Source organism: Allomesorhizobium camelthorni, assembly GCF_011045125.1.
In the GTDB taxonomy this organism is placed as follows: domain Bacteria; phylum Pseudomonadota; class Alphaproteobacteria; order Rhizobiales; family Rhizobiaceae; genus Allomesorhizobium; species Allomesorhizobium camelthorni.
This window is the reverse complement of sequence record NZ_JAAKZF010000001.1, coordinates 315,660-339,105: the sequence shown is the minus strand read 5'-3', so window position 1 is coordinate 339,105 and position 23,446 is coordinate 315,660. Positions and strand designations below refer to the sequence as shown.

The 23,446-nt window shown below is 63.1% G+C and carries 26 protein-coding genes; 15 read left to right on the top strand and 11 right to left on the bottom strand.

Going from position 1 to position 23,446, the window contains the following annotated elements:
• Positions 1 to 78 precede the first annotated feature (78 nt).
• From ffh to rpsP, 3 genes are read left to right on the top strand one after another with little or no spacing between them, the layout of a single operon-like run.
• Positions 79 to 1,668 carry a signal recognition particle protein gene (gene ffh, locus G6N73_RS01700; RefSeq protein ID WP_165022373.1) on the top strand — a complete coding sequence of 530 codons (1,590 nt, stop codon included), beginning with the start codon at positions 79 to 81 and terminating at the stop codon, positions 1,666 to 1,668.
• Positions 1,665 to 2,003 (top strand): chorismate mutase, encoded by a 339-nt coding sequence (locus G6N73_RS01695; RefSeq protein WP_165022370.1) that lies wholly within the window; start codon positions 1,665 to 1,667, stop codon positions 2,001 to 2,003. The genes ffh and G6N73_RS01695 overlap by 4 nt, the downstream gene beginning before the upstream one ends.
• A gap of 46 nt (positions 2,004 to 2,049) precedes the next feature.
• Positions 2,050 to 2,442 (top strand): 30S ribosomal protein S16, encoded by a 393-nt coding sequence (rpsP, locus tag G6N73_RS01690; RefSeq protein WP_165022367.1) that lies wholly within the window; start codon positions 2,050 to 2,052, stop codon positions 2,440 to 2,442.
• Between the two features lie 101 nt (positions 2,443 to 2,543).
• On the opposite strand, the gene G6N73_RS01685 is transcribed toward rpsP, so the two are convergent.
• The 4 genes from G6N73_RS01685 to G6N73_RS01670 form a co-directional block, all read right to left on the bottom strand.
• Complete coding sequence (locus G6N73_RS01685) at positions 2,544 to 2,816, bottom strand: hypothetical protein (RefSeq protein ID WP_165022364.1); 273 nt, start codon at positions 2,814 to 2,816, stop codon at positions 2,544 to 2,546.
• A gap of 193 nt (positions 2,817 to 3,009) precedes the next feature.
• On the bottom strand, positions 3,010 to 3,666 hold the full coding sequence (locus G6N73_RS01680; RefSeq protein WP_165022361.1) for a TetR/AcrR family transcriptional regulator: 657 nt from the start codon (positions 3,664 to 3,666) through the stop codon (positions 3,010 to 3,012).
• Between the two features lie 113 nt (positions 3,667 to 3,779).
• Positions 3,780 to 4,166 carry a DUF2794 domain-containing protein gene (locus G6N73_RS01675; protein ID WP_165022358.1) on the bottom strand — a complete coding sequence of 129 codons (387 nt, stop codon included), beginning with the start codon at positions 4,164 to 4,166 and terminating at the stop codon, positions 3,780 to 3,782.
• A gap of 404 nt (positions 4,167 to 4,570) precedes the next feature.
• The gene (locus tag G6N73_RS01670) at positions 4,571 to 5,326 is read right to left on the bottom strand and encodes a DUF1223 domain-containing protein (protein ID WP_165022355.1); all 756 of its coding nucleotides are present in this window, start codon (positions 5,324 to 5,326) and stop codon (positions 4,571 to 4,573) included.
• Between the two features lie 124 nt (positions 5,327 to 5,450).
• On the opposite strand from G6N73_RS01670, the gene G6N73_RS01665 reads away from it, so the two are divergent.
• Positions 5,451 to 6,161, top strand: coding sequence for a ceramidase domain-containing protein (locus G6N73_RS01665; RefSeq protein ID WP_165022352.1), 711 nt, complete (start codon positions 5,451 to 5,453; stop codon positions 6,159 to 6,161).
• A gap of 17 nt (positions 6,162 to 6,178) precedes the next feature.
• On the opposite strand, the gene acnA is transcribed toward G6N73_RS01665, so the two are convergent.
• The gene (gene acnA, locus G6N73_RS01660; RefSeq protein ID WP_206078615.1) at positions 6,179 to 8,884 is read right to left on the bottom strand and encodes an aconitate hydratase AcnA; all 2,706 of its coding nucleotides are present in this window, start codon (positions 8,882 to 8,884) and stop codon (positions 6,179 to 6,181) included.
• A gap of 264 nt (positions 8,885 to 9,148) precedes the next feature.
• Here acnA and ccmA point away from each other — a divergent pair, with 264 nt between their 5' ends.
• The 5 genes from ccmA (at position 9,149) to G6N73_RS01635 (ending at position 12,436) form a co-directional block, all read left to right on the top strand.
• On the top strand, positions 9,149 to 9,754 hold the full coding sequence (gene ccmA, locus G6N73_RS01655; protein ID WP_165022346.1) for a heme ABC exporter ATP-binding protein CcmA: 606 nt from the start codon (positions 9,149 to 9,151) through the stop codon (positions 9,752 to 9,754).
• Positions 9,755 to 9,788: 34 nt separating this feature from the next.
• The gene (gene ccmB / locus G6N73_RS01650) at positions 9,789 to 10,454 is read left to right on the top strand and encodes a heme exporter protein CcmB (RefSeq protein ID WP_165022343.1); all 666 of its coding nucleotides are present in this window, start codon (positions 9,789 to 9,791) and stop codon (positions 10,452 to 10,454) included.
• Between the two features lie 138 nt (positions 10,455 to 10,592).
• Complete coding sequence (gene ccmD, locus G6N73_RS01645) at positions 10,593 to 10,763, top strand: heme exporter protein CcmD (protein WP_165022340.1); 171 nt, start codon at positions 10,593 to 10,595, stop codon at positions 10,761 to 10,763.
• On the top strand, positions 10,760 to 11,341 hold the full coding sequence (locus tag G6N73_RS01640; protein WP_165022337.1) for a DsbE family thiol:disulfide interchange protein: 582 nt from the start codon (positions 10,760 to 10,762) through the stop codon (positions 11,339 to 11,341). The genes ccmD and G6N73_RS01640 overlap by 4 nt, the downstream gene beginning before the upstream one ends.
• 27 nt (positions 11,342 to 11,368) lie before the next feature.
• Positions 11,369 to 12,436, top strand: coding sequence for a DUF2332 domain-containing protein (locus G6N73_RS01635; protein ID WP_165022334.1), 1,068 nt, complete (start codon positions 11,369 to 11,371; stop codon positions 12,434 to 12,436).
• A 10-nt stretch (positions 12,437 to 12,446) separates the two neighbouring features.
• Here G6N73_RS01635 and G6N73_RS01630 read toward each other — a convergent pair whose 3' ends face one another.
• The 6 genes from G6N73_RS01630 to dapF form a co-directional block, all read right to left on the bottom strand.
• Positions 12,447 to 12,614: a hypothetical protein gene (locus tag G6N73_RS01630; protein WP_165022330.1), complete on the bottom strand. Its 168-nt coding sequence runs from the start codon at positions 12,612 to 12,614 to the stop codon at positions 12,447 to 12,449.
• A 185-nt stretch (positions 12,615 to 12,799) separates the two neighbouring features.
• The gene (locus G6N73_RS01625) at positions 12,800 to 13,414 is read right to left on the bottom strand and encodes a pyridoxamine 5'-phosphate oxidase family protein (RefSeq protein WP_165022327.1); all 615 of its coding nucleotides are present in this window, start codon (positions 13,412 to 13,414) and stop codon (positions 12,800 to 12,802) included.
• A 22-nt stretch (positions 13,415 to 13,436) separates the two neighbouring features.
• Positions 13,437 to 14,084: a septation protein A gene (locus G6N73_RS01620; RefSeq protein WP_165022323.1), complete on the bottom strand. Its 648-nt coding sequence runs from the start codon at positions 14,082 to 14,084 to the stop codon at positions 13,437 to 13,439.
• A 55-nt stretch (positions 14,085 to 14,139) separates the two neighbouring features.
• Complete coding sequence (gene ftsY / locus G6N73_RS01615; RefSeq protein ID WP_165022321.1) at positions 14,140 to 15,789, bottom strand: signal recognition particle-docking protein FtsY; 1,650 nt, start codon at positions 15,787 to 15,789, stop codon at positions 14,140 to 14,142.
• 12 nt (positions 15,790 to 15,801) lie between these two features.
• Positions 15,802 to 17,085: a tRNA (N(6)-L-threonylcarbamoyladenosine(37)-C(2))-methylthiotransferase MtaB gene (mtaB, locus tag G6N73_RS01610; protein ID WP_165022318.1), complete on the bottom strand. Its 1,284-nt coding sequence runs from the start codon at positions 17,083 to 17,085 to the stop codon at positions 15,802 to 15,804.
• Positions 17,085 to 17,966 carry a diaminopimelate epimerase gene (dapF, locus tag G6N73_RS01605; RefSeq protein WP_165022315.1) on the bottom strand — a complete coding sequence of 294 codons (882 nt, stop codon included), beginning with the start codon at positions 17,964 to 17,966 and terminating at the stop codon, positions 17,085 to 17,087. The genes mtaB and dapF overlap by 1 nt, the downstream gene beginning before the upstream one ends.
• A 236-nt stretch (positions 17,967 to 18,202) precedes the next feature.
• On the opposite strand from dapF, the gene G6N73_RS01600 reads away from it, so the two are divergent.
• The 6 genes from G6N73_RS01600 to sucD all read left to right on the top strand — a co-directional run bounded on the left by G6N73_RS01600 (position 18,203) and on the right by sucD (position 23,438).
• Positions 18,203 to 18,736: an AprI/Inh family metalloprotease inhibitor gene (locus tag G6N73_RS01600; RefSeq protein ID WP_165022312.1), complete on the top strand. Its 534-nt coding sequence runs from the start codon at positions 18,203 to 18,205 to the stop codon at positions 18,734 to 18,736.
• A gap of 21 nt (positions 18,737 to 18,757) precedes the next feature.
• Positions 18,758 to 19,957 carry a cell division protein ZapE gene (gene zapE / locus G6N73_RS01595; RefSeq protein ID WP_165022309.1) on the top strand — a complete coding sequence of 400 codons (1,200 nt, stop codon included), beginning with the start codon at positions 18,758 to 18,760 and terminating at the stop codon, positions 19,955 to 19,957.
• 203 nt (positions 19,958 to 20,160) lie between these two features.
• Positions 20,161 to 21,129: a malate dehydrogenase gene (gene mdh, locus G6N73_RS01590; protein ID WP_165022306.1), complete on the top strand. Its 969-nt coding sequence runs from the start codon at positions 20,161 to 20,163 to the stop codon at positions 21,127 to 21,129.
• A gap of 9 nt (positions 21,130 to 21,138) precedes the next feature.
• The gene (gene sucC, locus G6N73_RS01585) at positions 21,139 to 22,332 is read left to right on the top strand and encodes an ADP-forming succinate--CoA ligase subunit beta (protein WP_165022303.1); all 1,194 of its coding nucleotides are present in this window, start codon (positions 21,139 to 21,141) and stop codon (positions 22,330 to 22,332) included.
• Between the two features lie 6 nt (positions 22,333 to 22,338).
• Positions 22,339 to 22,533 (top strand): hypothetical protein, encoded by a 195-nt coding sequence (locus G6N73_RS01580; RefSeq protein WP_165022300.1) that lies wholly within the window; start codon positions 22,339 to 22,341, stop codon positions 22,531 to 22,533.
• Complete coding sequence (gene sucD / locus G6N73_RS01575) at positions 22,533 to 23,438, top strand: succinate--CoA ligase subunit alpha (protein WP_165022297.1); 906 nt, start codon at positions 22,533 to 22,535, stop codon at positions 23,436 to 23,438. The genes G6N73_RS01580 and sucD overlap by 1 nt, the downstream gene beginning before the upstream one ends.
• Positions 23,439 to 23,446: the final 8 nt, after the last annotated feature.

The window sequence follows — 23,446 nt, the reverse complement described above, 5'->3', positions numbered from 1 at the left end:
TTTGGCTATAGCTTGGCTCTCATGCGCGGAGACATTACCTCTGGGCGGGGAAACCGCTCAGAGACACAAGGAAGAACAATGTTCGAATCGCTGCAAGAGCGACTTGGTTCAATTCTAAACGGCCTCACCGGCCGTGGCGCACTGTCGGAAGCCGATGTGTCGGCGGCGCTGCGCGAGGTACGTCGTGCGCTCATCGAAGCCGACGTGGCGCTCGATGTCGTACGTTCCTTCGTCGACAAGGTTCGCGCCAAGGCTGTGGGCGCTGCGGTCGTCAAATCGATCAAGCCTGGCCAGATGGTCGTCAAGATCGTCCATGACGAGCTGGTCGAGATGCTGGGCAGCGAAGGCCAGACGATCGATCTCAATGCGCCGGCGCCGGTGGTCGTGATGATGGTCGGCCTGCAGGGCTCGGGCAAGACCACGACATCCGCGAAGATCGCCAAGCGTCTTGTCGAGCGCCAGGGCAAGAAGGTGCTGATGGCGTCGCTCGACACGCGCCGCCCGGCCGCCCAGGAACAGCTTCGCCAGCTCGGCGAGCAGACGAAAGTGGCGACGCTGCCGATCGTCGCCGGCCAGTCGCCGGTCGATATCGCAAAGCGCGCCGTGCAGGCAGGCAGGCTCGGCGGCCATGATGTCGTCATTCTCGACACGGCCGGCCGCACCCATATCGACGAGCCGCTGATGGTCGAAATGGCCGATATCAAGCGGGTGTCGTCGCCGCACGAGATTCTGCTCGTCGCCGACAGCCTGACCGGCCAGGACGCCGTCAATCTTGCCAAGAGCTTTGACGAGCGGGTCGGAATAACGGGCCTGATCCTGACGCGCATGGACGGCGACGGGCGCGGCGGCGCCGCGCTCTCGATGCGCGCCGTGACCGGCAAGCCGGTCAAGCTCATTGGCACCGGCGAGAAGATGGATGCGCTGGAGGAATTTCATCCCAAGCGCATCGCCGACCGCATTCTGGGCATGGGCGACATCGTCTCGCTGGTCGAGAAGGCCGCCGAAACCATCGACGCGGAAAAGGCCGCGGCGATGGCCAAGAAGATGCAGTCGGGCAAGTTCGACCTGAACGATCTCGCCGACCAGCTCGGCCAGATGCAGAAGATGGGCGGCATGGGCGGCATCATGGGAATGATGCCCGGCATGGGCAAAATGAAGGACCAGATGGCCGCCGCCGGTCTCGACGACAGGATGTTCGGCCGGCAGATCGCAATCATCCGCTCGATGACCAAGGCTGAGCGCACCAACCCGGATATTCTCAAGCATTCGCGCAAGAAGCGCATCGCTGCGGGCTCCGGCACGGACGCAGCCGAAATCAACAAGCTCCTGAAGATGCATCGCCAGATGGCCGACATGATGAAGGCCATGGGCGGCAAGGGCAAGGGCGGCGGTATGATGCGCGGCATGATGGGCGGGCTGGCCTCAAAGATGGGGCTCGGCGGGCTTGCAGGCGGTATGGGCGGCATGGGAGGCATGCCGGATCTTTCCAAGATGGATCCGAAGCAGCTCGAAGCGCTGCAGAAGCAGGCGCAGGCGGCGGGCCTCGGCAAAGGCTTGCCGGGCGGGCTTCCAGGATTGGGGGGCGGCGGTCTGCCCGGGCTGCCTGGCGGCGCTAAACTGCCGGGCCTTGGCGGAGGCGGCCTGCCTGGTCTGGGGAAGAAGAAATGAGCGCGATGAACGACAGCCCTCAGGCGCAGCTCGGAGAGCTGCGCGCCTCGATCGACAATATCGACGCCGCACTTATCCATATGCTCGCCGAGCGCTTCCGCTGCACCAAGGCGGTCGGCGTCCTCAAAGCCACGCACGGCCTGCCGGCGGCCGATCCGGCGCGGGAGCAGGCCCAGATAGCAAGGCTGCGCCGGCTTGCCGACGATGCCCAGCTCGATCCCGATTTCGCGGAAAAGTTCCTGAACTTCATCATCCGCGAGGTCATCCGCCATCACGAAATGCTCGCGGCCAATGGCGGCGAGACCAGAAATTCAGCCGTGAAGATCGGCGAATAGAATACCCACCCTCAGATCAAGCGAACTGCACTTTTAGGAGAAGAAAATGTCACTGAAAATTCGCCTGGCCCGCGCGGGCTCCAAGAAGCGTCCCTACTACCACATCGTTATCGCCGACGTGCGCTCGCCGCGCGATGGCCGTTTCATCGAGACCGTCGGCGCCTGGAACCCGCTGCTGCCGCGTGAAGGCGGCGAGCGCGTCAAGCTCGACGCCGATCGCATCAAGCATTGGCTCGGCCACGGCGCGCTGCCGACCGATCGCGTCGCCCGCTTCCTCGACGAGGCCGGCCTGTCGAAGCGCGAAGCACGTCTGAACCCGAACAAGGCGCTGCCGGGCAAGAAGGCCCAGGAACGCATCGATGCGATCAAGAAGGCGCAGGAAGAGGCTGCCGCCGCCGCGGCCGCGCCGGCCCCCGCCGAGGAAGCCGCCGCCAGCTGATTTGGCGCAACACCGAATGAAAACGGCGGGCTCAAAGCCCGCCGTTTTTGTTGGCCGTCGCCGGACGCCCGGATCGGCTCGTTCGGCCGGTAGTCCCACAGTCAACGGAAGTTCGGCACGATCCACGGGTCGACCGTGACGCCGCTGCGCCGGTCCTTTACCGCGCCCGGCGCATCGTTGGCGCGGCGGGGCGCGACCTTGCGCGAAATCTCCGGCTTGATCGAATAGGTGACGGTGCTGTCCAGCGCTTTCCTGGTCGGCTGCGGCTCGCTGCGTGGTGATTCCGGATAATGCAGCGTAGCGGCGAAGTCATTGGCAAATGCGTTGCCGGACAGAGCCAGAATACCGGCCAGCGCGAGGGCAATCTTCTTCATTGTCGTTCTCCGTTGTCAGCGTACACGTACGTTGCAATGTACAGATACGAGCAGCGGCAGCGCGATTCAAGAGTGAATTCGTACACGTACGAAAATACTTTTCGATCCCAACGCGGATTTCAAATCAGGCGAACTCTGCCACCAGAGCTACACATGGCGGGGCGAGAGAAACACGATCGCCCGCTCCGGTGGATCAGCAGCGTGCTTCCGGCGGCATCAGTGGATCGACCGGGTGCGCCTTCAAGCCAGCCAATGCTACGTCCATTGACATCTCCAGGAATTTCTGGCGATCGCCGAAGGGATAGTGCGGAAACGTGATCAGCAGCGAGACCGTACCGTGCCCGAACGACCACAACAGCGTTGCGAAGGCGTGCACGTCGCCCTGGAATATGCCGGCGTCCATGCAGGCTTGGACACGCTTGAGTAGTAGCTGCAGTGCGGGATTGCGTTTCTCAGGCTCGGCAATGCTCTGGCCGGGATCATGGGTGTGATCGTCGGTCATGAAGACTGTGCGGTATTCGTTGGGATTTTCCAGCCCGAAAGCCGCGTATTCCGTCATCATCTTGCGGAGTGCGGCCAAGGGCTCCTTCGGCGCCTGCGCCTCCAGGCGGCGCGCCAGGGACTCGAAGGCATCGTCGGCAATGGCATGGAGAATGGCGTGCTTGTCGGCGAAATAGGAGTAAACCGACATCGGTGCGTAGCCGACCCGCTTGGCCAATTTGCGGATGGTCAGTCCTTCATAGCCTTCTTCCCGCACCAGCTCATGCGCGGCTGCCAAGAGTTCCGCGCGGACTTCCGCCTTCTGACGCTCGCGGCGATCTTGCGCGCTCAACGGCTTTGGGTCGTTCATGTACGATATCCACAGATCGCATGATCTCTATACAGTGTACGGCTACCCATCAAGCGACGGACCGTTTCCGATCCGGGTCGCCGAATCGGAAAAACAGGTCCAAATTCGGGAAATCAGGCCTTGACCAGCTTCAGCGCCCTGTCGAACACGCCGAGCACACGGGCCAGTTCATGGCCGCGCTTGAGGATGACGCCGCCCGCTGCCACGACGCTGAAGGTGCCTTGCTTGCGGGCCAGCTTAGGGTTTTTCACGATCTGGAAAAGGGCGGTTTCGCTGGCGCGGCGGAAAACCGAGAAGACGGCGCGGTCGTTGAGGTGGTCGATCGCATAGTCGCGCCACTCATTGGCAGCAACCATTCGTCCATAGAGCCGTAGCAACTGGTCAATTTCGCGCCGATCGAAGCTTACCGGAAGGTCGAGCCGCTCGCGTCTTGCCTCATGGAGCGGGATCAGTATGGCCGTGTCTTCCCTACCCTCCGCTCCATTACCGCGATCAGTCATGCAAACGGCCTTTCGTGACGGTTTTGCGAAGGAAAGGTCGCGCGTTCACCTTAAAAATGCAAGCCCGAACCGTTTGATTCGGGCCAAATTCAGGGCTGGATTTGTCCAGTCCCGAATTCGTACGAATGGAATCACAAATGTGTACAGGCTGAATTGATTGGTGATTCTTCGCCACATTACTGCCGTTTTTTATCCCAGCTACGGCCCCAATGTCCGACGAACTTAGCCTCGTTGCCTGAGACGGTTCGGTCCGGCACCGGCTCGTAACCCCAAGCCCCCCGCCCACGGGTCAGCGTCGGATCGAACCAACCTCGGCTTTCAATTTAAAGCCGAGTGCGACGATCCCAATATTGAAATTAAACCGGTGTTAGCTCCTGGCTGGCGCCGGTTTTTTATTCCGGCCCTCAACTCCCCGGATTGCGGATCATCGCGGCGCCCAGAATGGGACCCGGCAGGCCGTCCTTGCTGACCGACTGGAGCAGCACGGCGCAACCGGCCTTCTTCGACACTTCACTTGCCGGCAATTCGAAACGGGCCGCCTTGCCGTGCCACATGCCGGCGGTCTGAACATCCGACACGGCGTTCCAATAGGTCACCGTGCGCCCCGCATTTTCGCCGCGATCGATCACGACCGGCTGAGTAGGCTCGAAATAGACGACCACCAGGTGAGCGTTCTTCGCTTCACCCTTTGCTGCTTCGGCGTCGATCACGACGCTTTCGCCGGCGCGGGTGATGGTCAGTCCGACAGCAAGGCCATCGCCCGATCCTTTCAGCTCTTCGATTGCGTCCCATACCTTGGCGCGGCTCGAACCGTTGACATGGATGCGCCCGTTGATGACTGCCTGCGGCGTATAGACCGAGCGGATGCCGAACGACTTGCCATATCCATGCTGGCGAGCCGTGTTCTCAGGGCTGCCGAGCGTGTCGCGCCAGCCGAGATAGTCCCAATAGTCGACGTGGTAGGCGAGAGCCACAATGTCGTCCCGCGCGGCAAGTTCCGCCAAAAGCGCATCCGCCGGCGGGCATGAACTGCAGCCCTGGCTGGTGAAAAGCTCAACCACGCCGGCTGGCCGTGTCACTTCCCCCGCCGGCGCGACGCCGACCAACGCGGACAGCGCCAACGCCGCCGCCGCAAGCGTGGAAAAGAATCGGAATGTCATTGCCGTCCAACTTGTTATTGCCGGCGGAACCGGATTTCTTGTGATTGCCGAAAGAATAGGCAGACGGCAGCTTCAACGGGAAGTCACGTTGCGGTGAAACGATGCAGTGCGAACAGGAAAAATCATGCTCGAAGCGCTGATGAGCCAGATCGACCTCTATTGCGAACGGACCTCGCCCGCCCTGTGGGCGGAGCCGGTCAATGCACTGAGCAATCTGGCGTTCGCCGCCGCCGGCCTCTGGGGCGTTCGCGAGGTCCGCAGATGTGGCGCAGGCACTTTCGCAGAAGTCCTGGCGTGGTGGGTCGTGGCCATTGGCGCCGGTTCGGTGCTGTTTCACACATTCGCCAACGAGTTGACTAAATGGGCCGACATCCTGCCCATCGCAGGCTTCACGCTGGCCTACACGCTGATGAATCTGCGCGGCTTCATGGGGATGAGTTGGCAAAGGGCAGCGCCGATTTTCGTCGCCTTCTATGCCGCTGCCGGCCTGATCACCTTCCTCGTGCCCGGTTGGCTGCGGGAAGCCACCAACGGTTCGACAGGCTACCTGCCGCCCTTCCTGGCGCTCCTGTTCTTCGGGGCGCTGGTTCTTGCAAGCGGCAGCCGGGCAGGCTGGTACAATTTCGCCGCAGCCGGAGTATTCGTCGCCTCCGTCACCTTCCGGGCGATCGACCTCAAGATATGCGACGAGTTTCCGCTCGGCACGCACTTCCTGTGGCACACGCTGAACGGGCTGATGCTGGCAATCCTGCTTGCCGCCACGGCGCGCTACGGTGCGCCGCGCCCGCTGGCCCTCAAAGTAAGACCGCCGGAGAGATTGTCTCCGGCGGTCTGAATGCGCTCAAATGATAACTAGGCCGCGAGATCCCGCAGCACGTACTGGAGAATGCCGCCATTGCGGAAATAGTCCAGTTCGTCGATCGTATCTATGCGGCAGAGGATCGGCACGTTCTTGATCGTACCGTCAGCGAAACTGATCGTCGCCACCATCTTCTGGCGCGGGCGGATGGATTCGAGCCCTTCGATGGTGACGGTTTCGTCGCCCCTCAGGCCGAGTGAAGCCCAGCTGTCGCCCTCTTCGAACACGAAGGGGATGACACCCATGCCTACCAGATTGGAGCGGTGGATGCGCTCGAAGGACTGAGCAATTACTGCGCGGACGCCGAGCAGGTTGGTGCCCTTGGCCGCCCAATCGCGCGACGAACCATTGCCGTATTCGATGCCGGCTAAGATGACCAACGGCACACCCTCCTGCTTGTAGAGCATCGCCGCGTCGTAGATCGGCATTTCTTCCTTGGACGGGTAGTGGATCGTGTAGCCGCCTTCGCGGCCGTTTTCGCCAAGCATGTGATTGCGGATGCGGATGTTGGCAAAGGTGCCGCGCATCATCACCTCATGATTGCCGCGGCGCGTGCCGTACTGGTTGAAGTCCGCCACGCCGACGCCGTGCTCCGTCAGGTATTTCCCGGCTGGCGACGCTGCCTTGATCGATCCCGCCGGCGAAATGTGGTCGGTGGTGATCTTGTCGCCGAACAGGCCGAGCACCCGCGCTCCCTTGATTTCGCCGATTTCGCCCGGACGCGTGCGCATGCCGACGAAATAGGGAGGGTTCTGCACATAGGTCGAGCCGTCATCCCAGGCATAGGTCTGGCCTGCCGGCGCCTGCACCTTCTGCCAGTTTTCGTCGCCCTTGAAGACATCGGCATATTTGCGCGCGAAGAGTTCGCGGGTGACGTGCTCGGCGATAAAGGCGTCGATCTCCTGCGAGGTCGGCCAGATGTCCTTCAGGAAAACCGGACGGCCATCGCGGTCCTCGCCGAGCGGTTCGGTAGTCAGGTCGAGGGTCACCGTTCCGGCGAGCGCGTAGGCGACCACCAATGGCGGCGAGGCGAGATAATTTGCCTGCACGTCGGGGGAGACACGGCCTTCGAAATTGCGGTTGCCGGAAAGTACGGCCGCGGCGATCAGGCCCTTGTCGTTGATGGTCTTGGAGATCGGCGCCGGCAGCGGGCCGGAATTGCCGATGCAGGTGGTGCAGCCGAAGCCGACCAGATTGAAGCCGATCTGATCAAGCTCCTTCTGCAGGCCGGACTTCTCCAGATATTCGGCGACCACCTGACTGCCCGGCGCGAGCGAGGTCTTGACCCAAGGCTTCTGCTTTAGGCCCAGCCGATTGGCGTTGCGGGCAAGCAATCCCGCGCCGATCAGCACGCTCGGGTTGGACGTGTTGGTGCAGGAAGTGATCGCGGCGATCGCCACGTCGCCATGTCCGAGATCGAAGCCTTCTTCGCCCTCGACAGGGTAACGCTTGGCCACGTCGACCGTCTTCTTGTACTCGGTCTCCATCGCTTTGGCGAAGCCGGCGGGAATGCCCTCCAGCGCGACCCTGCCCTCCGGGCGCTTCGGGCCAGCCATGGAGGGAACGACATCGCCGAGGTCGAGCTCGAGCAGGTCGGTGAAGACCGGGTCGGCCGAAGCGTTCTCGCGCCACATCCCTTGCGCTTTGCTGTATGCCTCGACGAGCTCGATGCGGCTTTCCGCGCGGCCGGACATGGTCAAATAGCGGATGGTCTCGGCGTCGACTGGGAAGAAGCCGCAGGTCGCGCCATATTCCGGCGCCATGTTGCCGATAGTGGCGCGGTCGGCGAGCGTCATGTTGGAGAGGCCCGAGCCGAAGAATTCGACGAACTTGCCGACGACGCCCTTCTTGCGCAGCATTTGCGTGACGGTGAGCACCAGATCGGTGGCGGTCACGCCTTCCTTGAGCTTGCCTGTGAGGCGGAAGCCGACGACTTCGGGCAGAAGCATGGAGACAGGCTGGCCGAGCATGGCTGCCTCGGCCTCGATGCCGCCGACGCCCCAGCCGAGCACGCCGAGGCCGTTGATCATGGTGGTATGCGAATCGGTGCCGACGCAGGTATCGGGATAGGCGGTGATCTCGCCCTCCTCGGTGTTGGTCCAGACGACCTGTCCGAGATATTCGAGATTGACCTGATGGCAGATGCCGGTGCCGGGCGGCACCACGCGGAAATTGCGGAAGGCCTGCTGACCCCATTTCAGGAATTTATAGCGCTCCTGGTTACGCTCGTATTCGAGCTCGACATTGCGGGCGAAAGCCAGCGGCGTGCCGAATTCATCGACAATGACGGAATGGTCAATCACAAGGTCGACCGGAACCAGCGGATTGATCTTCTGCGGATCCCCGCCGAGCGACACCATGGCGTCGCGCATCGCGGCAAGGTCGACCACGGCCGGAACGCCGGTGAAATCCTGCATCAGCACGCGAGCAGGGCGGTAGGCGATCTCGACACCGGCCGAGCCCCTATCAGTCAGCCAGCCGGCCACCGCCTGGATGCTCGCCTTGGTGACCGAGCGGCCGTCTTCGTTGCGCAGCAGATTCTCGAGCAGCACCTTCATCGAATAGGGCAGCTGCGCTATGCCGGTCAGGCCGTTCTTTTCAGCCTCGATCAGGCTGTAATAGGTGTATTCCGAACCGCCCGCCCGAAGCGTTCTGCGGCAATTGAAGCTGTCGAGAGATTTTGACACGTGCGATCCCATCTTGGTCTGTTCAGCCGAAACGGGAACGGAATCCTGTGGCATGCGAATCACGCGCAAAGGTGCGGGTACGGTCATTTCCGCTGTCCGTCCCCCGCGTCCTGCCGTTCAAGGCGGCGAGTTCGTTGGTTCGGCGCAAATTCGGTTTCCGGGCCGACCGCTGGCCCGGTTGTCCGGCGTATAGAGAATTTCCTAGAATAGTTCTAGACCGACGATAGGTAAAATTGCTGCGACGCACGCGCGGCGAACAATCGGAGACGGGGGCAGATGCGGTTGATCGCCGACAATCTGAGCGGCGAGCGCGGCGGCGAGCAGGTTTTCTCCGGCGTCGGGTTTGCGCTCGAAGGCGGCGAAAGCCTTGTCGTCACAGGCCCGAACGGCGCCGGAAAATCGACTCTGCTTCGCATTATGGCGGGTTTGCTGCCGCCTTCCTCCGGGGCGGTCAGGATTGAGGGGGGCGGCGAGATCTTTCCGACCGTCGCGGCGGCAAGCCACTATCTCGGCCATGAAAACGCGATGAAGACGGCGCTGACCGTGGCCGAGAATCTCGGCTTCTGGCGGGAATTTCTGGGAGAGCCGCATCTGGAATGCAGCGAGGCGCTGGAGATCGTCGGGCTCGGCGATATAGGGCACCTGCCTTTCGGCTACCTGTCGACAGGCCAGCGGCGTCGCGCATCCATCGCCCGGCTGCTCGTCAGCTACCGTCCCGTCTGGCTGCTCGATGAGCCGACCGCCGGGCTCGACCAAGCCTCCGAACACCAGTTCGCAGCCTTGATGAAGGCGCATCTCGATGATGGCGGGATCGTCGTGGCCGCAACGCATCAGCCGCTCGGGCTGGAGGGGGCGCAGACTTTAGCGATGGAACGGTCGTGATTCCTTCTGCACCGGCTCCCCTCCGGAGCATCCCATGCTAGCCCTTTACGTCCGGGACCTGAAGCTCGGCGTCCGAGCCGGCGGCGGGGCGCTGACCGGCGTCATCTTCTTCCTCGCGGTAATCGCCACGGTTCCATTCGGCGTCGGCCCGGATCTCAACCTCCTGGCCCGCATCGGTCCGGCGATTCTGTGGATCGGCGCGCTGCTCGCCAGCCTTCTCGGCCTCGATCGGCTGTTCCAGGCCGACCGCGACGACGGCTCGCTCGACCTCCTCGTGATGTCGGGCGATCGGCACATGGCCGCGCTGACGGTCTTTGTGAAATGCCTGGCGTACTGGACGGCGAGCGTCCTGCCGCTGGTCGTTGCCGCACCGCTTCTCGGCTTGTTCATGAACATGCCGCCGATGGGCATAGGTGCTGCCGCACTGACGCTTCTGGTCGGCACGCCGGCGATCACCTTCATCGGGGCGGCAGGCGCGGCCGTGGCGGTGGCGCTGCCGCGTGGCGGTTTGCTGATATCGGTGCTTGTGCTGCCGCTGACGATCCCGGTGCTGATATTCGGCGTCTTAGCCAGCTATGGCGCCGTGGCCGAGCCCGACCCGTTCCTGCCGCCCTTTCTCATCCTGTGCGCACTGACGCTGTTTCTGGCTGTGCTCGGGCCAGTCGCGGCGGCGCTGGCGCTGCGATGGGCAACCGACTGAGCGTCACAGGTCGCTCGACCGTAAATCCGCCGCATAGGCGTTTGATTGCAGAGCCGAGACCGTGCGGCTATGTAGACGGATCATGAAGATGCCAACGGCGACCAAACGCGGAACCTGTCCGGCGACGGAGTCCCGGCCATGACGGCGCATGCGCTCTATGTGACGGCCGCCTATGCCGTTTCGGCGCTGGCCATCGCCGGCCTTGTGGCGTGGATTTTTCTCGACCAGCGCGCCAGGCGGCGCGAACTGGCTGAACTCGAGGCAAGCGGCGCAAGACGCCGCTCCGACCGCGGCGGGAGTTCCGCATGACGACGGAAATTCAGCCTGATAAGCGCCCGGTCAGCAAACTGTTCGTTTTCCTGCCGCTGGCGATCTTCCTGGCGCTGGCCGGCATTTTCCTGGCGCAGCTTCTGTCGGGCCGCGACATTTCAACCGTGCCTTCGGCGCTGCTCGGCGAGCAGGCGCCCGAGACCAGCCTGCCTCCGCTGCCCGGTCTCAATCTGCCGGGGCTCAATTCGGCGGATTTTAAAGGCAAGGTCACGCTGGTCAATGTCTGGGGGTCCTGGTGCGCCCCGTGCCGGGAAGAGCATCCCGTGCTGATGGCGCTGGCCCAGGACAAGCGCTTCGAAATCGCCGGGCTGAATTACAAGGACCGGCCGGAAAACGCCCGCCGCTTTCTTGGCGACCTCGGCAATCCATTCACGGCGATAGGCATCGACGAGGCGGGCCGCACGGCGATCGACTGGGGCGTCTATGGCGTGCCGGAAACCTTCCTTGTCGGCCGCGACGGCAAGATCGTGTTCAAGCATGTAGGGCCGCTTACGGTGGATGCGGCTCAACGCATGCTTCTCCCGGAAATCGAGAAGGCGCTCGCCGCCTCGCAATAGCGGCGGCGGCGCACTAACGTTGCCGGCATGAACGACGTCCATCCTTCTCCTCCCGAACCGAACATCATCCGTCAGCATTTCGTTCACCAGGCGGCATCCTGCGGATCGCTCGGCTCTCCCTTCACCGCCCGCCTGTGCCGGGCGTTGGCGGAGTGCCTCGACGAGACGACACGGACCGGGCGAAAGGTTTTGCACTGGGCCGGCAATACCCGCGAGGACGCGCTGGCGCTTCGTTTTTGCGGCGCGCTGCATGCTCTGGTGCTGGCCGGCAGGGATGCCGGGCTTGCTGCGGTCTATCCGCCGCAGGAGGCAAGCGAGGCGGACCTCCGCGCCGCCTTGCAGAACGCAATCGCCCGGCACGATCTCGAATTGTTCGAATCGCTCGACAGCGCGCCGCAGACGAACGAGATCGCCCGTTCGGCGATGCTGCTGCCCGGTTTTCTAGAAATCACGGGGGAGACGGCGCTGCCGCTCGCGCTGCACGAGCTCGGATCGAGCGCCGGGCTTAACCTGTTGTTCGACAGGTTCCACTACCGGTACGGCGACGCGGAATGGGGCGATGCGGCTTCGCCGGTGCGCCTCGCGCCGGAAGTCCGGGGAAATGCTGTTCCCGTCCATAGCCAGCTTGAAATCGTGGAGCGCGCCGGTTCGGACATCGCTCCAGTCGATGTAGCGACCGCCGAGGACCGGCTGAGGCTGAGATCCTATATCTGGGCGGACCAGGCGATGCGGCTTCAACGGCTCGATGCGGCGCTGAGCCTCGCCGCCATCCAGCCGTTCAAGCTGATAAAGGCCGATGCCGCAGCCTTCGTGCGGCAAAGCCTGGCCTCACGGCAAGTCGGCGCGGCATACGTGCTGTTCCATTCGATCATGTGGCAGTATTTGCCCAAAGACACGAAGGCGTCGATCACAGCCGATTTGCGAAATGCCGGGGAAGCCGCAACTGCGGATGCGCCGATCGCCTGGCTCAGGATGGAGCCGCTGTCGACCACCGACAAATATGCGACGCTGAGCCTGACGCTGTGGCCTGGTGGCGAGACACGGCGTCTCGCCAGATGCGATTATCATGGCCGCTGGATTGAGTGGCTCGGGTAGAGCTGGCGCGTCAGCCGTAGACTTCCAGGTAGGCGTGCCGCAGCATTTCGCTGCGATTGCCGTTGATGTCGGCGAGGTCGCGGGACGACAGGCTTTCAATCTCCGCCACGAGGCGGACGTAACGGCTGCGCTTGGCGATGCGGTCTTTGGTACGGGCAACGATGCTTGAAAAGATCATGGTGAGGGCCCCACTAAACGGTCGCGTTCAGCGACGTTGGTTGTTCCTCCCGACGCTCCATAGATTGCTACAGTTAGTGTGCATTGCAACATGACGTGCTGCAATGCAGCATTGCGTTGGGTGCATGGCTGCATACTACGCTATGCGCCAAGCGCCGAGCTTTCTGAAAAAGATAGCGGGGGCTGTCACCACATCGTCTTTTGGTAGCCCTCATCGAGCCATTTGTCGGTAGCCTCGGCCGATTGAGCGAGCGCCAGCTGGTCGCGCAGGATTTCGCCGAGCGTGGGCAGGGTTGCGCGGTCGGGCCAGCTTTCCGGCTTCCACAGTTCGGAGCGCATGAAGGCCTTGGCGCAGTGCATATAAGCCGCTTTCACCGAAACGATCGTCACACTGATCGGCAGCTTGCCGTCCACGGCCAGCCTTTCGCGCAAGGCGGCATCGGCGGTGATGCGGGCGTGGCCGTTTATGCGCAGCGTCTCGTTCATGCCGGGAATGAGAAACAGCAGGCCGACCGCCGGGTTGACGACAATGTTCTCCAGCGTGTCGAGCCGGTTGTTGCCGGGACGGTCGGGGATGGCGATGTTGTTGTCGTCAAGAATGGCGACGAAGCCCGGCCGGTCGCCCTTCGGCGTCACGTCGGCATTACCGTTGCCGTCCGACGAGCCGATCAGCACGAACGGGCTTTTGGCGATGAAGCTCCGGCAATGCCCGTCGAGCCGCGGCAGTTCCTTGCGCACGGCGCCATCGCCAGGGCTTTTGTAGAGCGCACGCAGTTCCTCACGATTCTCGATGAACTGCATGCCTTCCCCTCCCCGCAAAAAGCTAGCGCTTGACCCGCTCGTCCAGCGAGTGGCGCATGATCAGCGGCATCTGGCTGAACGTGAAGACCAGCGTGATCGGCATGATGCCCCAGACCTTGAACGCCACCCAGGCGTCGGTCGAAAACGAGCGCCAGACGATCTCGTTGACAAGGGCCAGGAACAGGAAAAACAGTCCCCAGCGGAAGGTGAGCTTGCGCCAGCCTTCGGCGTCGAGCCTGAAGGCGCTGTCGAACACATAGCCGAGCAGCGACTTGCCGAACCAAAGCCCACCGAGCAGTGTCAGCCCGAACAGCGAATTGACGATGGTCGGCTTCATCTTGATGAAGATGTCGTCCTGAAGATAGAGCGTCAGCGCGCCGAACACGAACACCACCACGCCCGAAACCAGCGGCATGATCGGCAGCGTCCGGGTAAGCAGCCACGAGACGGCGAGCGCGACCGCGGTGGCGATCATGAACAGGCCGGTGGCCAGGAAGATCGGTCCGCCGAAATTGCCCAGTGCGGGATAGTTCTCGACCAGCCATTCGCCGCGCGCATTGGCGAAGAAGAAAACCATCAACGGCCCCAGCTCCAGCGCCAGCTTCAGCAGCGGATTGACCTCTTTCTTCTCCGGGTCGGACGGGTCGCGTTCGAGGATAGGTTCGTTCATGATGTCCTTCTCAAGCATGGTCGTTCCGAAAAGTCTGGACTTTTTGGGCCATGCCTTACGCTACCCCGGCGATCGCCTTGGCGAAATCGCCTGCGGAAAATGGTTCGAGGTCGTCGACCTGTTCGCCGACGCCGATGAAATAGACCGGCAGTTTGTGCTTTGCCGCGATTGCGACAAGTATGCCGCCGCGCGCCGTGCCGTCCAGCTTTGTCATCACCAGCCCGTTGACGCCGGCGACATTGCGGAAGATCTCGACCTGGTTGAGCGCATTCTGGCCGGTCGTGGCATCGACCGTCTGCAGCACTGTATGCGGCGCTTCCGCATCGTGCTTGCCGAGAACCCGGACGATCTTTTCGAGCTCGGCCATCAGCTCGGTCCTGTTCTGCAGCCGGCCGGCTGTGTCGATGATCAGCACGTCGGAGCCCGCCGCCTTGGCTTTTTCATAGGCATCCCAGGCGAGCCCTGCCGCATCCGCCCCGAGCTTCGAGGCGATCACCGGCGAGTTGGTGCGCTCGCCCCAGATTTTCAACTGCTCGATCGCCGCGGCCCGGAACGTGTCGCCGGCCGCCAGCATCACCGACAGGCCGCCCGCCGTCAGCTTTGCAGCCAGCTTGCCGATGGTCGTGGTCTTTCCCGTGCCGTTGACGCCGACGACCAGAATAACATGCGGCTTGTGCGACAGATCGAGTTCGAGCGGCATCGCCACAGGCCCCAGGACTTTCTCGACCTCCTGCGCCATGACCTGCCGCACATCGGCCTCGGTCGTCTGGCGGCCGTAGCGTCCGGAAGACAGCGTATCGGTGATGCGGATCGCCGTTTCCATGCCGAGATCGGCGCGTATCAGCACTTCCTCGAGATCGTCGACAATGTCCTCGGTCAGCCGGCCCTTGGTGAACACGCCGGAGATGTTGTCGCCGAGTTCCCTCGAAGAGCGCGACAGGCCGGATTTGAGACGCTGGAACCAGCTCAGCTTCGCCACGGGCTGGGCCGCCACGGGCTCGGTCTTCTGCTCGACCTTTTTCGTCACCACGACTTTGCCGGCGACGGGCTTCGGCGCGGCCTCCAGCTCGGGCGCGATCTCGGTCAGCACCTCCGTTTCGAGAGGCGACGGCTGGCGGATCGGCGGCAGGCTTTCGGCCGGGGGCAGTTCTGTGGGCTGCGAAGGGACCGGAATTTCGACAGGCGTGGGCTGCGCAGGCACTTCGGGCGGCGGAGTACCCGGGGTTTCCGGGGGTTGCACGGGGATTTCCGGCGGAACCGACGGCTGCGGCTCGTGCACCGGTTCGGCCGGCGGCGGAATCTCCACAGGCGCGGGCTCTGGCTCTACCGGCTGCGGCGCAGGCGGCTGCGGCGCAGGCGGAGGGACTGGCGTCGGGGCTGGTTCCGGCTCGGCGGGCGTCGGCTGCGGAGTAGGCTCCTCCGGCTTCGCCGGCGGAGTAGGTTCTTCCGGGGTCGGCGCAGGAGCAGGTCTTTCCGGCGTTGGCGGGGGAGCAGGCTCTTCCGGAGTCGGCCGGGGGGCAGGCTTTTCCGGAGGAGTCGGAACCGGTTCGTCAGGCAGGGCAGAAGATGCGCTCTCCTGTCCTTCCTTTAAGCTCTCGAGCGCTTTCCAGTCGATCGGCGGCAAGGGCGCGTCTTCGGCCGGTCGCTCCTCCACGACCTCCTTTTTGCCGAAGGAAAAAACTTTCTTGATGAAGCCGAATGCCATGCGTCGGTCCGTCTATGCGGCTTGCCGGGCCAGCGGCGAAGCGATCAGGCGCGCACCGTCATGGCCGGTGATGACCGCTTCGACGATCTCTCCCGGCGCGCCCCCTTCGATCGCGGCCAGCGTGAAGCCTTCCGTACGCCCAAGCCCGCCGCGCTCGATCAGGATCGACTGACGCAAGCCCGCCAGGCTGTCGATATGCCGGCGGTAGGCTGCTTCGCCGGCGGCGCGCAGGCGCGCGGCACGGCGCTTGATTGCTCCGCCATCCACCTGCGGCATGCGCGCGGCCGGCGTGCCCTCGCGTGGCGAAAACGGGAAAACATGAAGGTGCGTCAGCCCGCACTCCTCCACGATCTTCTCCGAATTCTCGAACATTCTTTCCGTCTCGGTCGGGAAGCCGGCGATGATGTCGGCCCCGAACACGATGTCCGGACGAAGCCTCCGCACATCCTCGCAGAAGCGGATCGAATCATCTCGAAGGTGCCGGCGCTTCATGCGCTTCAGGATCATGTCGTCGCCCGACTGCAGCGACAAATGCAGATGCGGCATCAGCCGGTTTTCGGTCGCGATGGCCTCAAGCAGATCGTCGTCAGCCTCGATCGAATCGATCGAGGACAGGCGTAGACGCTGGAGATCCGGCACCTGACGCAGGATCGTCTTGACCAGCCTGCCGAGCTTCGGCGCTCCCGGCAGGTCGGCGCCAAAACTGGTCATGTCGACGCCGGTCAGCACTACCTCGGCATAACCGTTGCCGACGAGGCGCTTCACCTGCTCGACCACCGCGCCCATCGGCACCGAGCGCGAATTGCCGCGGCCATAGGGAATGATGCAGAACGTGCAGCGATGGTCGCAGCCGTTCTGCACCTGCACGAAGGCGCGGGCCCGGCCCTCGATCGCATCGACCATGTGCCCCGCGGTCTCTGTCACCGACATGATGTCGTTGACGCGGGCCTTTTCGGTGTCGTTTACGCCGAAATCCGGCAGAGCGCGGTAATTGTGCGCCTTGAGCTTCTCTTCATTGCCGAGCACGAGGTCGACCTCGCCCATGGCGGTGAACGCCGTCGGGTCGGTCTGAGCGGCACAGCCGGTGACGATGATGCGGGCCTGCGGATTTTCGCGTCGCGCCTTGCGGATTGACTGCTTGGCCTGGCGCACCGCCTCGGCTGTCACGGCGCAGGTGTTGAAGATCACAGCGCCGTTCTTCAGTTCACCAAGGCCGGCGGCGTTCGCCTCGCGGCGCATCACCTCGGATTCGTAGGTGTTCAGCCGGCAGCCGAATGTGACCACTTCCACCGCCATCAGGCGACGTCCTGACGGTCGCGCGTCCACGCCCCGGTTTCCGGATCGAACGTGCCGGAAAACTCCCACTCGGCCGGCCCGGTCATGACGACATGGTCGTCGGTGCGCCATTCGATCGCAAGCGGCCCGCCGGGTACGGTAACCGTGACGTTCCTGCCTGTGCGGCCGATGCGCGCCGCGCTGACTGCGGCGGCGCAGGCCGCCGAGCCGCATGCCCTGGTCAGTCCGGCGCTGCGCTCCCAGGTGCGCAAGGTCAGCGCGTCAGGCGCGGTGACCTGAGCGATGGAAATGTTGGCGCGCTCTGGAAAGATAGGATGGTTTTCGAGCAGCGGTCCGAAACGATCGAGTTCATAGTCCCAGACATCCCGGTCCACCCAGAAGATGGCGTGCGGATTGCCCATCGAGACCACCGAGGGAGAGTGCAGGACCGGGGCGTCGATCGGGCCGATCTGCAGTTCGATCCTGCTGGTATCGCCGAATTCCTCGGCCAGCGGGATCTCCTGCCAATCGAAACGCGGCACGCCCATGTCGACAGAAATCATCCCGTCGGCATGTTCCTCCGCGTTCAATATGCCGGCGATCGTCTCGAAGGTGAAAAGCTTCTGCTCGCTCTCTGCCGCCAGCGCCTGCACCACGCAGCGCATGCCGTTGCCGCAGGCCTGCGCCATCGTGCCGTCCGAATTGATGATCTCGATGTAGTTGGCGGTACCCGGCGTCCGCGGGTCGTGGATCGCCATGATCTGGTCGAATTTCATCGCCGGGTCGGCGTTGAGCGCGATCGCCGCAGCCGGCGAGACGCGGTCCGCGCGACCGCGCATGTCGGCAACGATGATTTCGTTGCCGAGCCCGTTCATCTTGGCAAAGGGCGCCTCGCGTGCCATCGATCAAAGTCTCGTTCTGTTGGCGCCTATATGGCGGAACCAGCCGGAAATTACCAGTGCGCCAGGCGGCGCGGCGCAATTGCTCAGGCGATCGCTACTGGGACATTTTTGCAACATTTTTTACTGCAAACGGTATTTTAACCATAGGCGGTTGAAATTTGGCCACCATCTCCATCTTTGTGGTGGGACTAGGAAATGATCGGACAGCGCGCGCACAGCGTCCGGCGGAGGTTTGAATGGCATTTTCGAGAACCGGCCTTGTGGCCATATCGCTGATGGCTCTCGCGGTGGGCGGGTGCCAGAGTTCGCGCATGTCGTCGCTCGACACGCAGCCGCCGGCTCCGCTGGAGGCCGCTCCCGCCGGCACCGTGACCTCCGGAGCGCTACCGCCTCCGGCTGCTCCCGGTACGGCCACGTCGCAGTTTCCCGCTGCTCCCGGCGCGGGCGAGCAGGTTGCCGCGTTGCCGCCGGAAGCCGCCGCCAACGCGCCCGATCTCACCGCCGGCAGCGTCGCAGGCGTCTGGAACGCCTCTGTTTCGGGCCAAAGCTGCAAGGTCGCCACGCCGCAGACCAAGTTCGGCCAGGGCTTTCGCGCCGGACCGCTGCGCTGCCCGGCTCCGATCGATGGGGTGAAGTCATGGAATGTCGCCGGCAAGCAGCTGACGCTCTATGATGAAAGCGGCGGCACTCTTGCCCGCCTCTATGCTTCCGGACCGGAGAAGTTCGACGGCCAGACCGAAAGCGGCGTGCCGATCTCGCTCAGCCGCTAACCGACCTTCGCGGCATACGCCATGCACCTGCGCGACGGCATCCAGACGCATGCCACGGTCGCGCAGCGCTATACCCATGCCGTCGAAACCGGGGCGGTAGAGCGCGACCCGGCCCAGCAGAAGGTGGTCGCCGCGCTCGACCGGCTGACTGACGAGATCTGCTCCAAGCGGCTGGCCCAGAAATCAAGCGCGCTCGGCTGGCTGTTTGCAAAGAAGCGGGAAACCCAGGCGCCGGTAAAAGGCCTCTACATCCATGGCGGCGTCGGGCGCGGCAAGACCATGCTCATGGACATGTTCTTCGAGCTGTTGCCGGCGAAGCGCAAGCGGCGCGTCCATTTCAACGACTTCATGGCCGATGCGCATGACCGCATCCAGAAGCATCGCTTTGCGCGTAAGAATGGCGAGGCCAAGGAAGACGACCCCATCCCGCCCGTCGCGCGGCAGCTTGCCGAAGAGGCGTGGGTGCTGTGCTTCGACGAGTTTTCCGTCACCGACATCGCCGACGCCATGATCCTGTCGCGGCTGTTTTCGGCGCTGTTTTCACAAGGCGTCGTGCTCGTCGCTACCTCGAACGTGGCGCCCGACGATCTCTATCGCGATGGACTGAACCGCGGGCTGTTCGAACCCTTCATCGGCATGCTGAAGCGTCACGCCGACGTGCTCGCCCTCGATTCCCCGACCGACTACCGGCTGGAAAAGCTGAACCGAATGCCGGTCTACATCACGCCGCTCGGCCCGGAGGCGGATCGCCTGATGGACGAGGAATGGGAACTCGTGGCATACGGCCAACCGGCCGGCCCGACCGCGCTGACGGTCAAGGGCCGGCAAGTGGCCGTGCCGCTCGCGGCGGGCGACGCGGCGCGCTTCTCGTTTGCCGACCTCTGCGAAAATCCGCTCGGCGCGCGCGATTATCTGGAGATCGCTGGACGTTTTTCGATCATCTTCATCGATCATGTGCCGGTGCTTGCCGAGGGCAAACGCAACGAAGCGAAACGTCTTATTCTTCTCATAGACACGTTCTACGATCATCACGTTCGGCTGGTGGTCAGTGCGGCCGCCGCGCCGCAGGACCTTTACGCCGGCCGGCGCGGCACAGAAGCGTTCGAGTTCGACCGCACAGCCTCGCGGCTGATCGAGATGCAGAGCCGTGACTGGCTCGATGGCTGGGCGGCGCGGCAGGCGGAGAAAAACCCGTCGGCGAAGGCGGTCAGCTCGGCATAGACAGGAAACTTTGACGTTTACGTAAATCCACTTTGGTCTAACCGATTGAAATCTATAGTACAGAAATAATCGGTTGAAAAATACAGGCCGTGAGGCTATTCCCAGCATCGAAATTCCTGGCAGCATGTCCTCCTCGCTCTGGCCTAAAGTTCTCCTTCGGCGCCGCCGCGCGCCTGTCACAGACACAGGGAAAATCTCCGCAAATGGCACGCAATAAAATAGCGCTCATCGGTTCCGGCATGATCGGCGGCACCCTTGCCCATATGATCGGGTTGAAGGAACTCGGCGACGTCGTGATGTTCGACATCGCCGAAGGCATTCCGCAGGGCAAGGGCCTCGACATCGCCCAGTCCTCGCCGGTCGAGGGCTTCGATGCGCGGGTCACGGGCGTAAACGACTATTCCGGCATCGAGGGCGCCGATGTCTGCATCGTCACGGCCGGCGTGCCGCGCAAGCCGGGCATGAGCCGCGACGATCTTTTGGGCATCAACCTCAAGGTGATGGAGCAGGTCGGCGCGGGCATTAAAAAGTATGCGCCGAAAGCCTTCGTCATTTGCATCACCAACCCGCTCGACGCCATGGTCTGGGCGCTGCAGAAATTCTCCGGGCTGCCCAAGAGCCACGTCGTCGGCATGGCAGGCGTGCTGGACTCGGCGCGCTTCCGCTACTTCCTGGCCGAGGAGTTCAAGGTGTCGGTCGAGGACGTCACCGCCTTCGTGCTCGGCGGCCATGGCGACACGATGGTGCCGCTGACCCGCTACTCGACAGTGGCCGGCATTCCGCTGCCGGATCTGGTCAAGATGGGCTGGACCTCCAAGGAGAAGCTAGAAAAGATCGTGCAGCGCACCCGCGACGGCGGCGCGGAGATCGTCGGCCTGCTGAAGACCGGCTCGGCCTATTACGCTCCGGCTGCTTCCGGCATCCAGATGGCCGAGGCTTATCTGCGCGACAAGAAGCGCGTTCTGCCCTGTGCCGCCTATCTTTCCGGCCAGTACGGCGTGAAGGACATGTATGTCGGCGTGCCGACGGTTATCGGCGCCGGCGGCGTCGAACGCGTCATCGAAATCGACCTGAACGGCGCCGAGCAGAAGATGTTCGACAAGTCGGTGGAATCGGTCGCCGCACTTTGCGATGCCTGCATCGGCATCGCCCCCAACCTCGGCAAGAAGTGAGGCTTTGCGATGAACATCCATGAATACCAGGGCAAGCAGCTTCTGAAGAGCTTTGGCGCGCCGGTCGCCGAGGGCGTCGCTATCATGAATGCAGGCGAGGCCGAGGCGGCGGCGAAGAAGCTGCCCGGACCGCTCTATGTGGTGAAGAGCCAGATCCATGCCGGCGGCCGCGGCAAGGGCAAGTTCAAGGAGCTTTCGCCCGACGCAAAGGGCGGCGTCAGGCTGGCGAAGTCGGTCGAAGAGGTCGTCGCCAACGTCAAGGAGATGCTCGGCAACACGCTTGTCACCAAGCAGACGGGCCCGGCCGGCAAGCAGGTAAATCGCCTCTACATCGAGGACGGCGCCGACATCGACCGCGAGCTTTATCTGTCGATCCTGGTCGACCGCTCGGTCGGCCGCGTCGCTTTCGTCGTTTCGACCGAGGGCGGCATGGACATTGAGGCGGTCGCGCACGATACGCCGGAGAAGATAATCACCGTCGCCATCGACCCCGAAGCGGGGGTTACGCCGGCGGATGTTCGTAAGCTCAACGAGGCGCTGAAACTCGACGGCGATGCGGCAAAAGACGGTGAAACGCTGTTTCCGCTGCTCTACAAGGCATTTGTCGAAAAGGACATGAGCCTTCTGGAGGTCAACCCGCTGATCGTCATGAAGAGCGGCCGCCTGCGCGTTCTCGACGCAAAGGTATCGTTCGACAATAACGCGCTCTTCCGTCACCCCGACATCATGGAACTGCGGGACACGACCGAAGAGGACGAGAAGGAGATCGAGGCGTCGAAGCACGACCTCGCTTATGTCGCTCTCGACGGCAATATCGGCTGCATGGTCAATGGCGCCGGCCTGGCCATGGCGACCATGGACATCATCAAGCTCTATGGCGCTGAGCCCGCCAACTTCCTCGATGTCGGCGGCGGCGCGAGCAAAGAAAAGGTCACGGCTGCGTTCAAGATCATCACCGCCGACCCTGCCGTCGAAGGCATCCTGGTCAACATCTTCGGCGGCATCATGCGTTGCGACGTGATCGCCGAAGGCGTGATTGCGGCGGTAAAGGAAGTCGGGCTGAAGGTTCCGCTGGTCGTGCGGCTCGAGGGCACCAACGTGGAACTCGGCAAAAAGATCATCAATGAGAGCGGCCTGAACGTCATTTCCGCCGACGATCTCGACGATGCGGCCAAGAAGATCGTCGCGGCGGTGAAGGGGTAGCGAGGGATGGACTTAGTCCGTGCGTGGCTGCCGCTGTTCGTGATTTTGGCTGGATTCCTTGGACTGGGCATCTTGAGTTCACGCACCTACCGAAAGCAGGTCGATCGCGTTGAGAACATCAATGCTGAGATCCTGGTCAACAATCGCCAACTAGTCGCTGAGTTGCGCGAAATCAAAGAGATTCTGAAGGATCGGAAGTAATGTCCATTCTCATCGACAAGAACACCAAGGTCCTGGTGCAGGGTCTGACCGGCAAGACCGGAACTTTCCACACCGAGCAGGCGCTCGCCTATCACGGCACGAAAATGGTCGGCGGTATCCACCCGAAGAAGGGCGGCGAGACCTGGGGCTCCGTCGAAAGTGGTGCTCAATTGCCGATCTTCGCGTCGGTCGCGGAGGGCAAGGAAGAGACGGGCGCCAACGCGTCGGTTATTTACGTGCCGCCGGCGGGCGCCGCAGCGGCGATCATCGAGGCGATCGAGGCCGAGATCCCGCTGGTCGTCTGCATCACGGAAGGCATTCCGGTGATGGACATGGTCAAGGTCAAGGCGCGGCTCGACCGCTCGAATTCGCGGCTGATCGGCCCGAACTGCCCGGGCATCGTGACGCCCGACGAATGCAAGATCGGCATCATGCCCGGCAATATTTTTCGCAAGGGTTCGGTCGGCGTTGTGTCGCGCTCCGGCACGCTTACTTATGAGGCGGTGTTCCAGACGACCAATGAAGGGCTCGGGCAGTCCACGGCGGTCGGCATTGGCGGCGATCCGGTCAAGGGAACCGAGTTCATCGACATGCTGGAAATGTTCCTGGCCGACGACGAGACCAAGTCGATCATCATGATCGGCGAAATCGGCGGCTCGGCGGAAGAGGACGCGGCGCAATTCATCATCGACGAAGCCAAGCGCGGCCGCAGGAAGCCGATGGCAGGCTTCATCGCCGGTCGCACGGCGCCGGCGGGACGCACGATGGGCCATGCCGGCGCGGTGATTTCCGGTGGCAAGGGCGGCGCCGAGGACAAGATGGCGGCGATGGAAGCGGCAGGCATCCGCGTATCGCCGTCGCCGGCCCGGCTCGGCACTACGCTGGTCGAGGCGATCAAGAGTTAAGGGAGTAG

Coding starts and splice junctions, on each gene's coding strand:
- mtaB (WP_165022318.1), bottom strand. CDS start 17,085: ATGGCGGTGGAAGTGGTCACATTCGGCTGCCGGCTGAACACCTACGAA.
- G6N73_RS01600 (WP_165022312.1), top strand. CDS start 18,203: ATGGCATTTTCGAGAACCGGCCTTGTGGCCATATCGCTGATGGCTCTC.
- sucC (WP_165022303.1), top strand. CDS start 21,139: ATGAACATCCATGAATACCAGGGCAAGCAGCTTCTGAAGAGCTTTGGC.
- G6N73_RS01640 (WP_165022337.1), top strand. CDS start 10,760: ATGACGACGGAAATTCAGCCTGATAAGCGCCCGGTCAGCAAACTGTTC.
- ftsY (WP_165022321.1), bottom strand. CDS start 15,789: ATGGCATTCGGCTTCATCAAGAAAGTTTTTTCCTTCGGCAAAAAGGAG.
- ffh (WP_165022373.1), top strand. CDS start 79: ATGTTCGAATCGCTGCAAGAGCGACTTGGTTCAATTCTAAACGGCCTC.
- rpsP (WP_165022367.1), top strand. CDS start 2,050: ATGTCACTGAAAATTCGCCTGGCCCGCGCGGGCTCCAAGAAGCGTCCC.
- G6N73_RS01620 (WP_165022323.1), bottom strand. CDS start 14,084: ATGAACGAACCTATCCTCGAACGCGACCCGTCCGACCCGGAGAAGAAA.
- acnA (WP_206078615.1), bottom strand. CDS start 8,884: ATGGGATCGCACGTGTCAAAATCTCTCGACAGCTTCAATTGCCGCAGA.
- G6N73_RS01695 (WP_165022370.1), top strand. CDS start 1,665: ATGAGCGCGATGAACGACAGCCCTCAGGCGCAGCTCGGAGAGCTGCGC.
- G6N73_RS01665 (WP_165022352.1), top strand. CDS start 5,451: ATGCTCGAAGCGCTGATGAGCCAGATCGACCTCTATTGCGAACGGACC.
- dapF (WP_165022315.1), bottom strand. CDS start 17,966: ATGGCACGCGAGGCGCCCTTTGCCAAGATGAACGGGCTCGGCAACGAA.
- G6N73_RS01625 (WP_165022327.1), bottom strand. CDS start 13,414: ATGCAGTTCATCGAGAATCGTGAGGAACTGCGTGCGCTCTACAAAAGC.
- mdh (WP_165022306.1), top strand. CDS start 20,161: ATGGCACGCAATAAAATAGCGCTCATCGGTTCCGGCATGATCGGCGGC.
- G6N73_RS01680 (WP_165022361.1), bottom strand. CDS start 3,666: ATGAACGACCCAAAGCCGTTGAGCGCGCAAGATCGCCGCGAGCGTCAG.
- G6N73_RS01580 (WP_165022300.1), top strand. CDS start 22,339: ATGGACTTAGTCCGTGCGTGGCTGCCGCTGTTCGTGATTTTGGCTGGA.
- G6N73_RS01635 (WP_165022334.1), top strand. CDS start 11,369: ATGAACGACGTCCATCCTTCTCCTCCCGAACCGAACATCATCCGTCAG.
- G6N73_RS01685 (WP_165022364.1), bottom strand. CDS start 2,816: ATGAAGAAGATTGCCCTCGCGCTGGCCGGTATTCTGGCTCTGTCCGGC.
- ccmB (WP_165022343.1), top strand. CDS start 9,789: ATGCTAGCCCTTTACGTCCGGGACCTGAAGCTCGGCGTCCGAGCCGGC.
- G6N73_RS01675 (WP_165022358.1), bottom strand. CDS start 4,166: ATGACTGATCGCGGTAATGGAGCGGAGGGTAGGGAAGACACGGCCATA.
- sucD (WP_165022297.1), top strand. CDS start 22,533: ATGTCCATTCTCATCGACAAGAACACCAAGGTCCTGGTGCAGGGTCTG.
- ccmD (WP_165022340.1), top strand. CDS start 10,593: ATGACGGCGCATGCGCTCTATGTGACGGCCGCCTATGCCGTTTCGGCG.
- G6N73_RS01670 (WP_165022355.1), bottom strand. CDS start 5,326: ATGACATTCCGATTCTTTTCCACGCTTGCGGCGGCGGCGTTGGCGCTG.
- ccmA (WP_165022346.1), top strand. CDS start 9,149: ATGCGGTTGATCGCCGACAATCTGAGCGGCGAGCGCGGCGGCGAGCAG.
- G6N73_RS01630 (WP_165022330.1), bottom strand. CDS start 12,614: ATGATCTTTTCAAGCATCGTTGCCCGTACCAAAGACCGCATCGCCAAG.
- zapE (WP_165022309.1), top strand. CDS start 18,758: ATGCACCTGCGCGACGGCATCCAGACGCATGCCACGGTCGCGCAGCGC.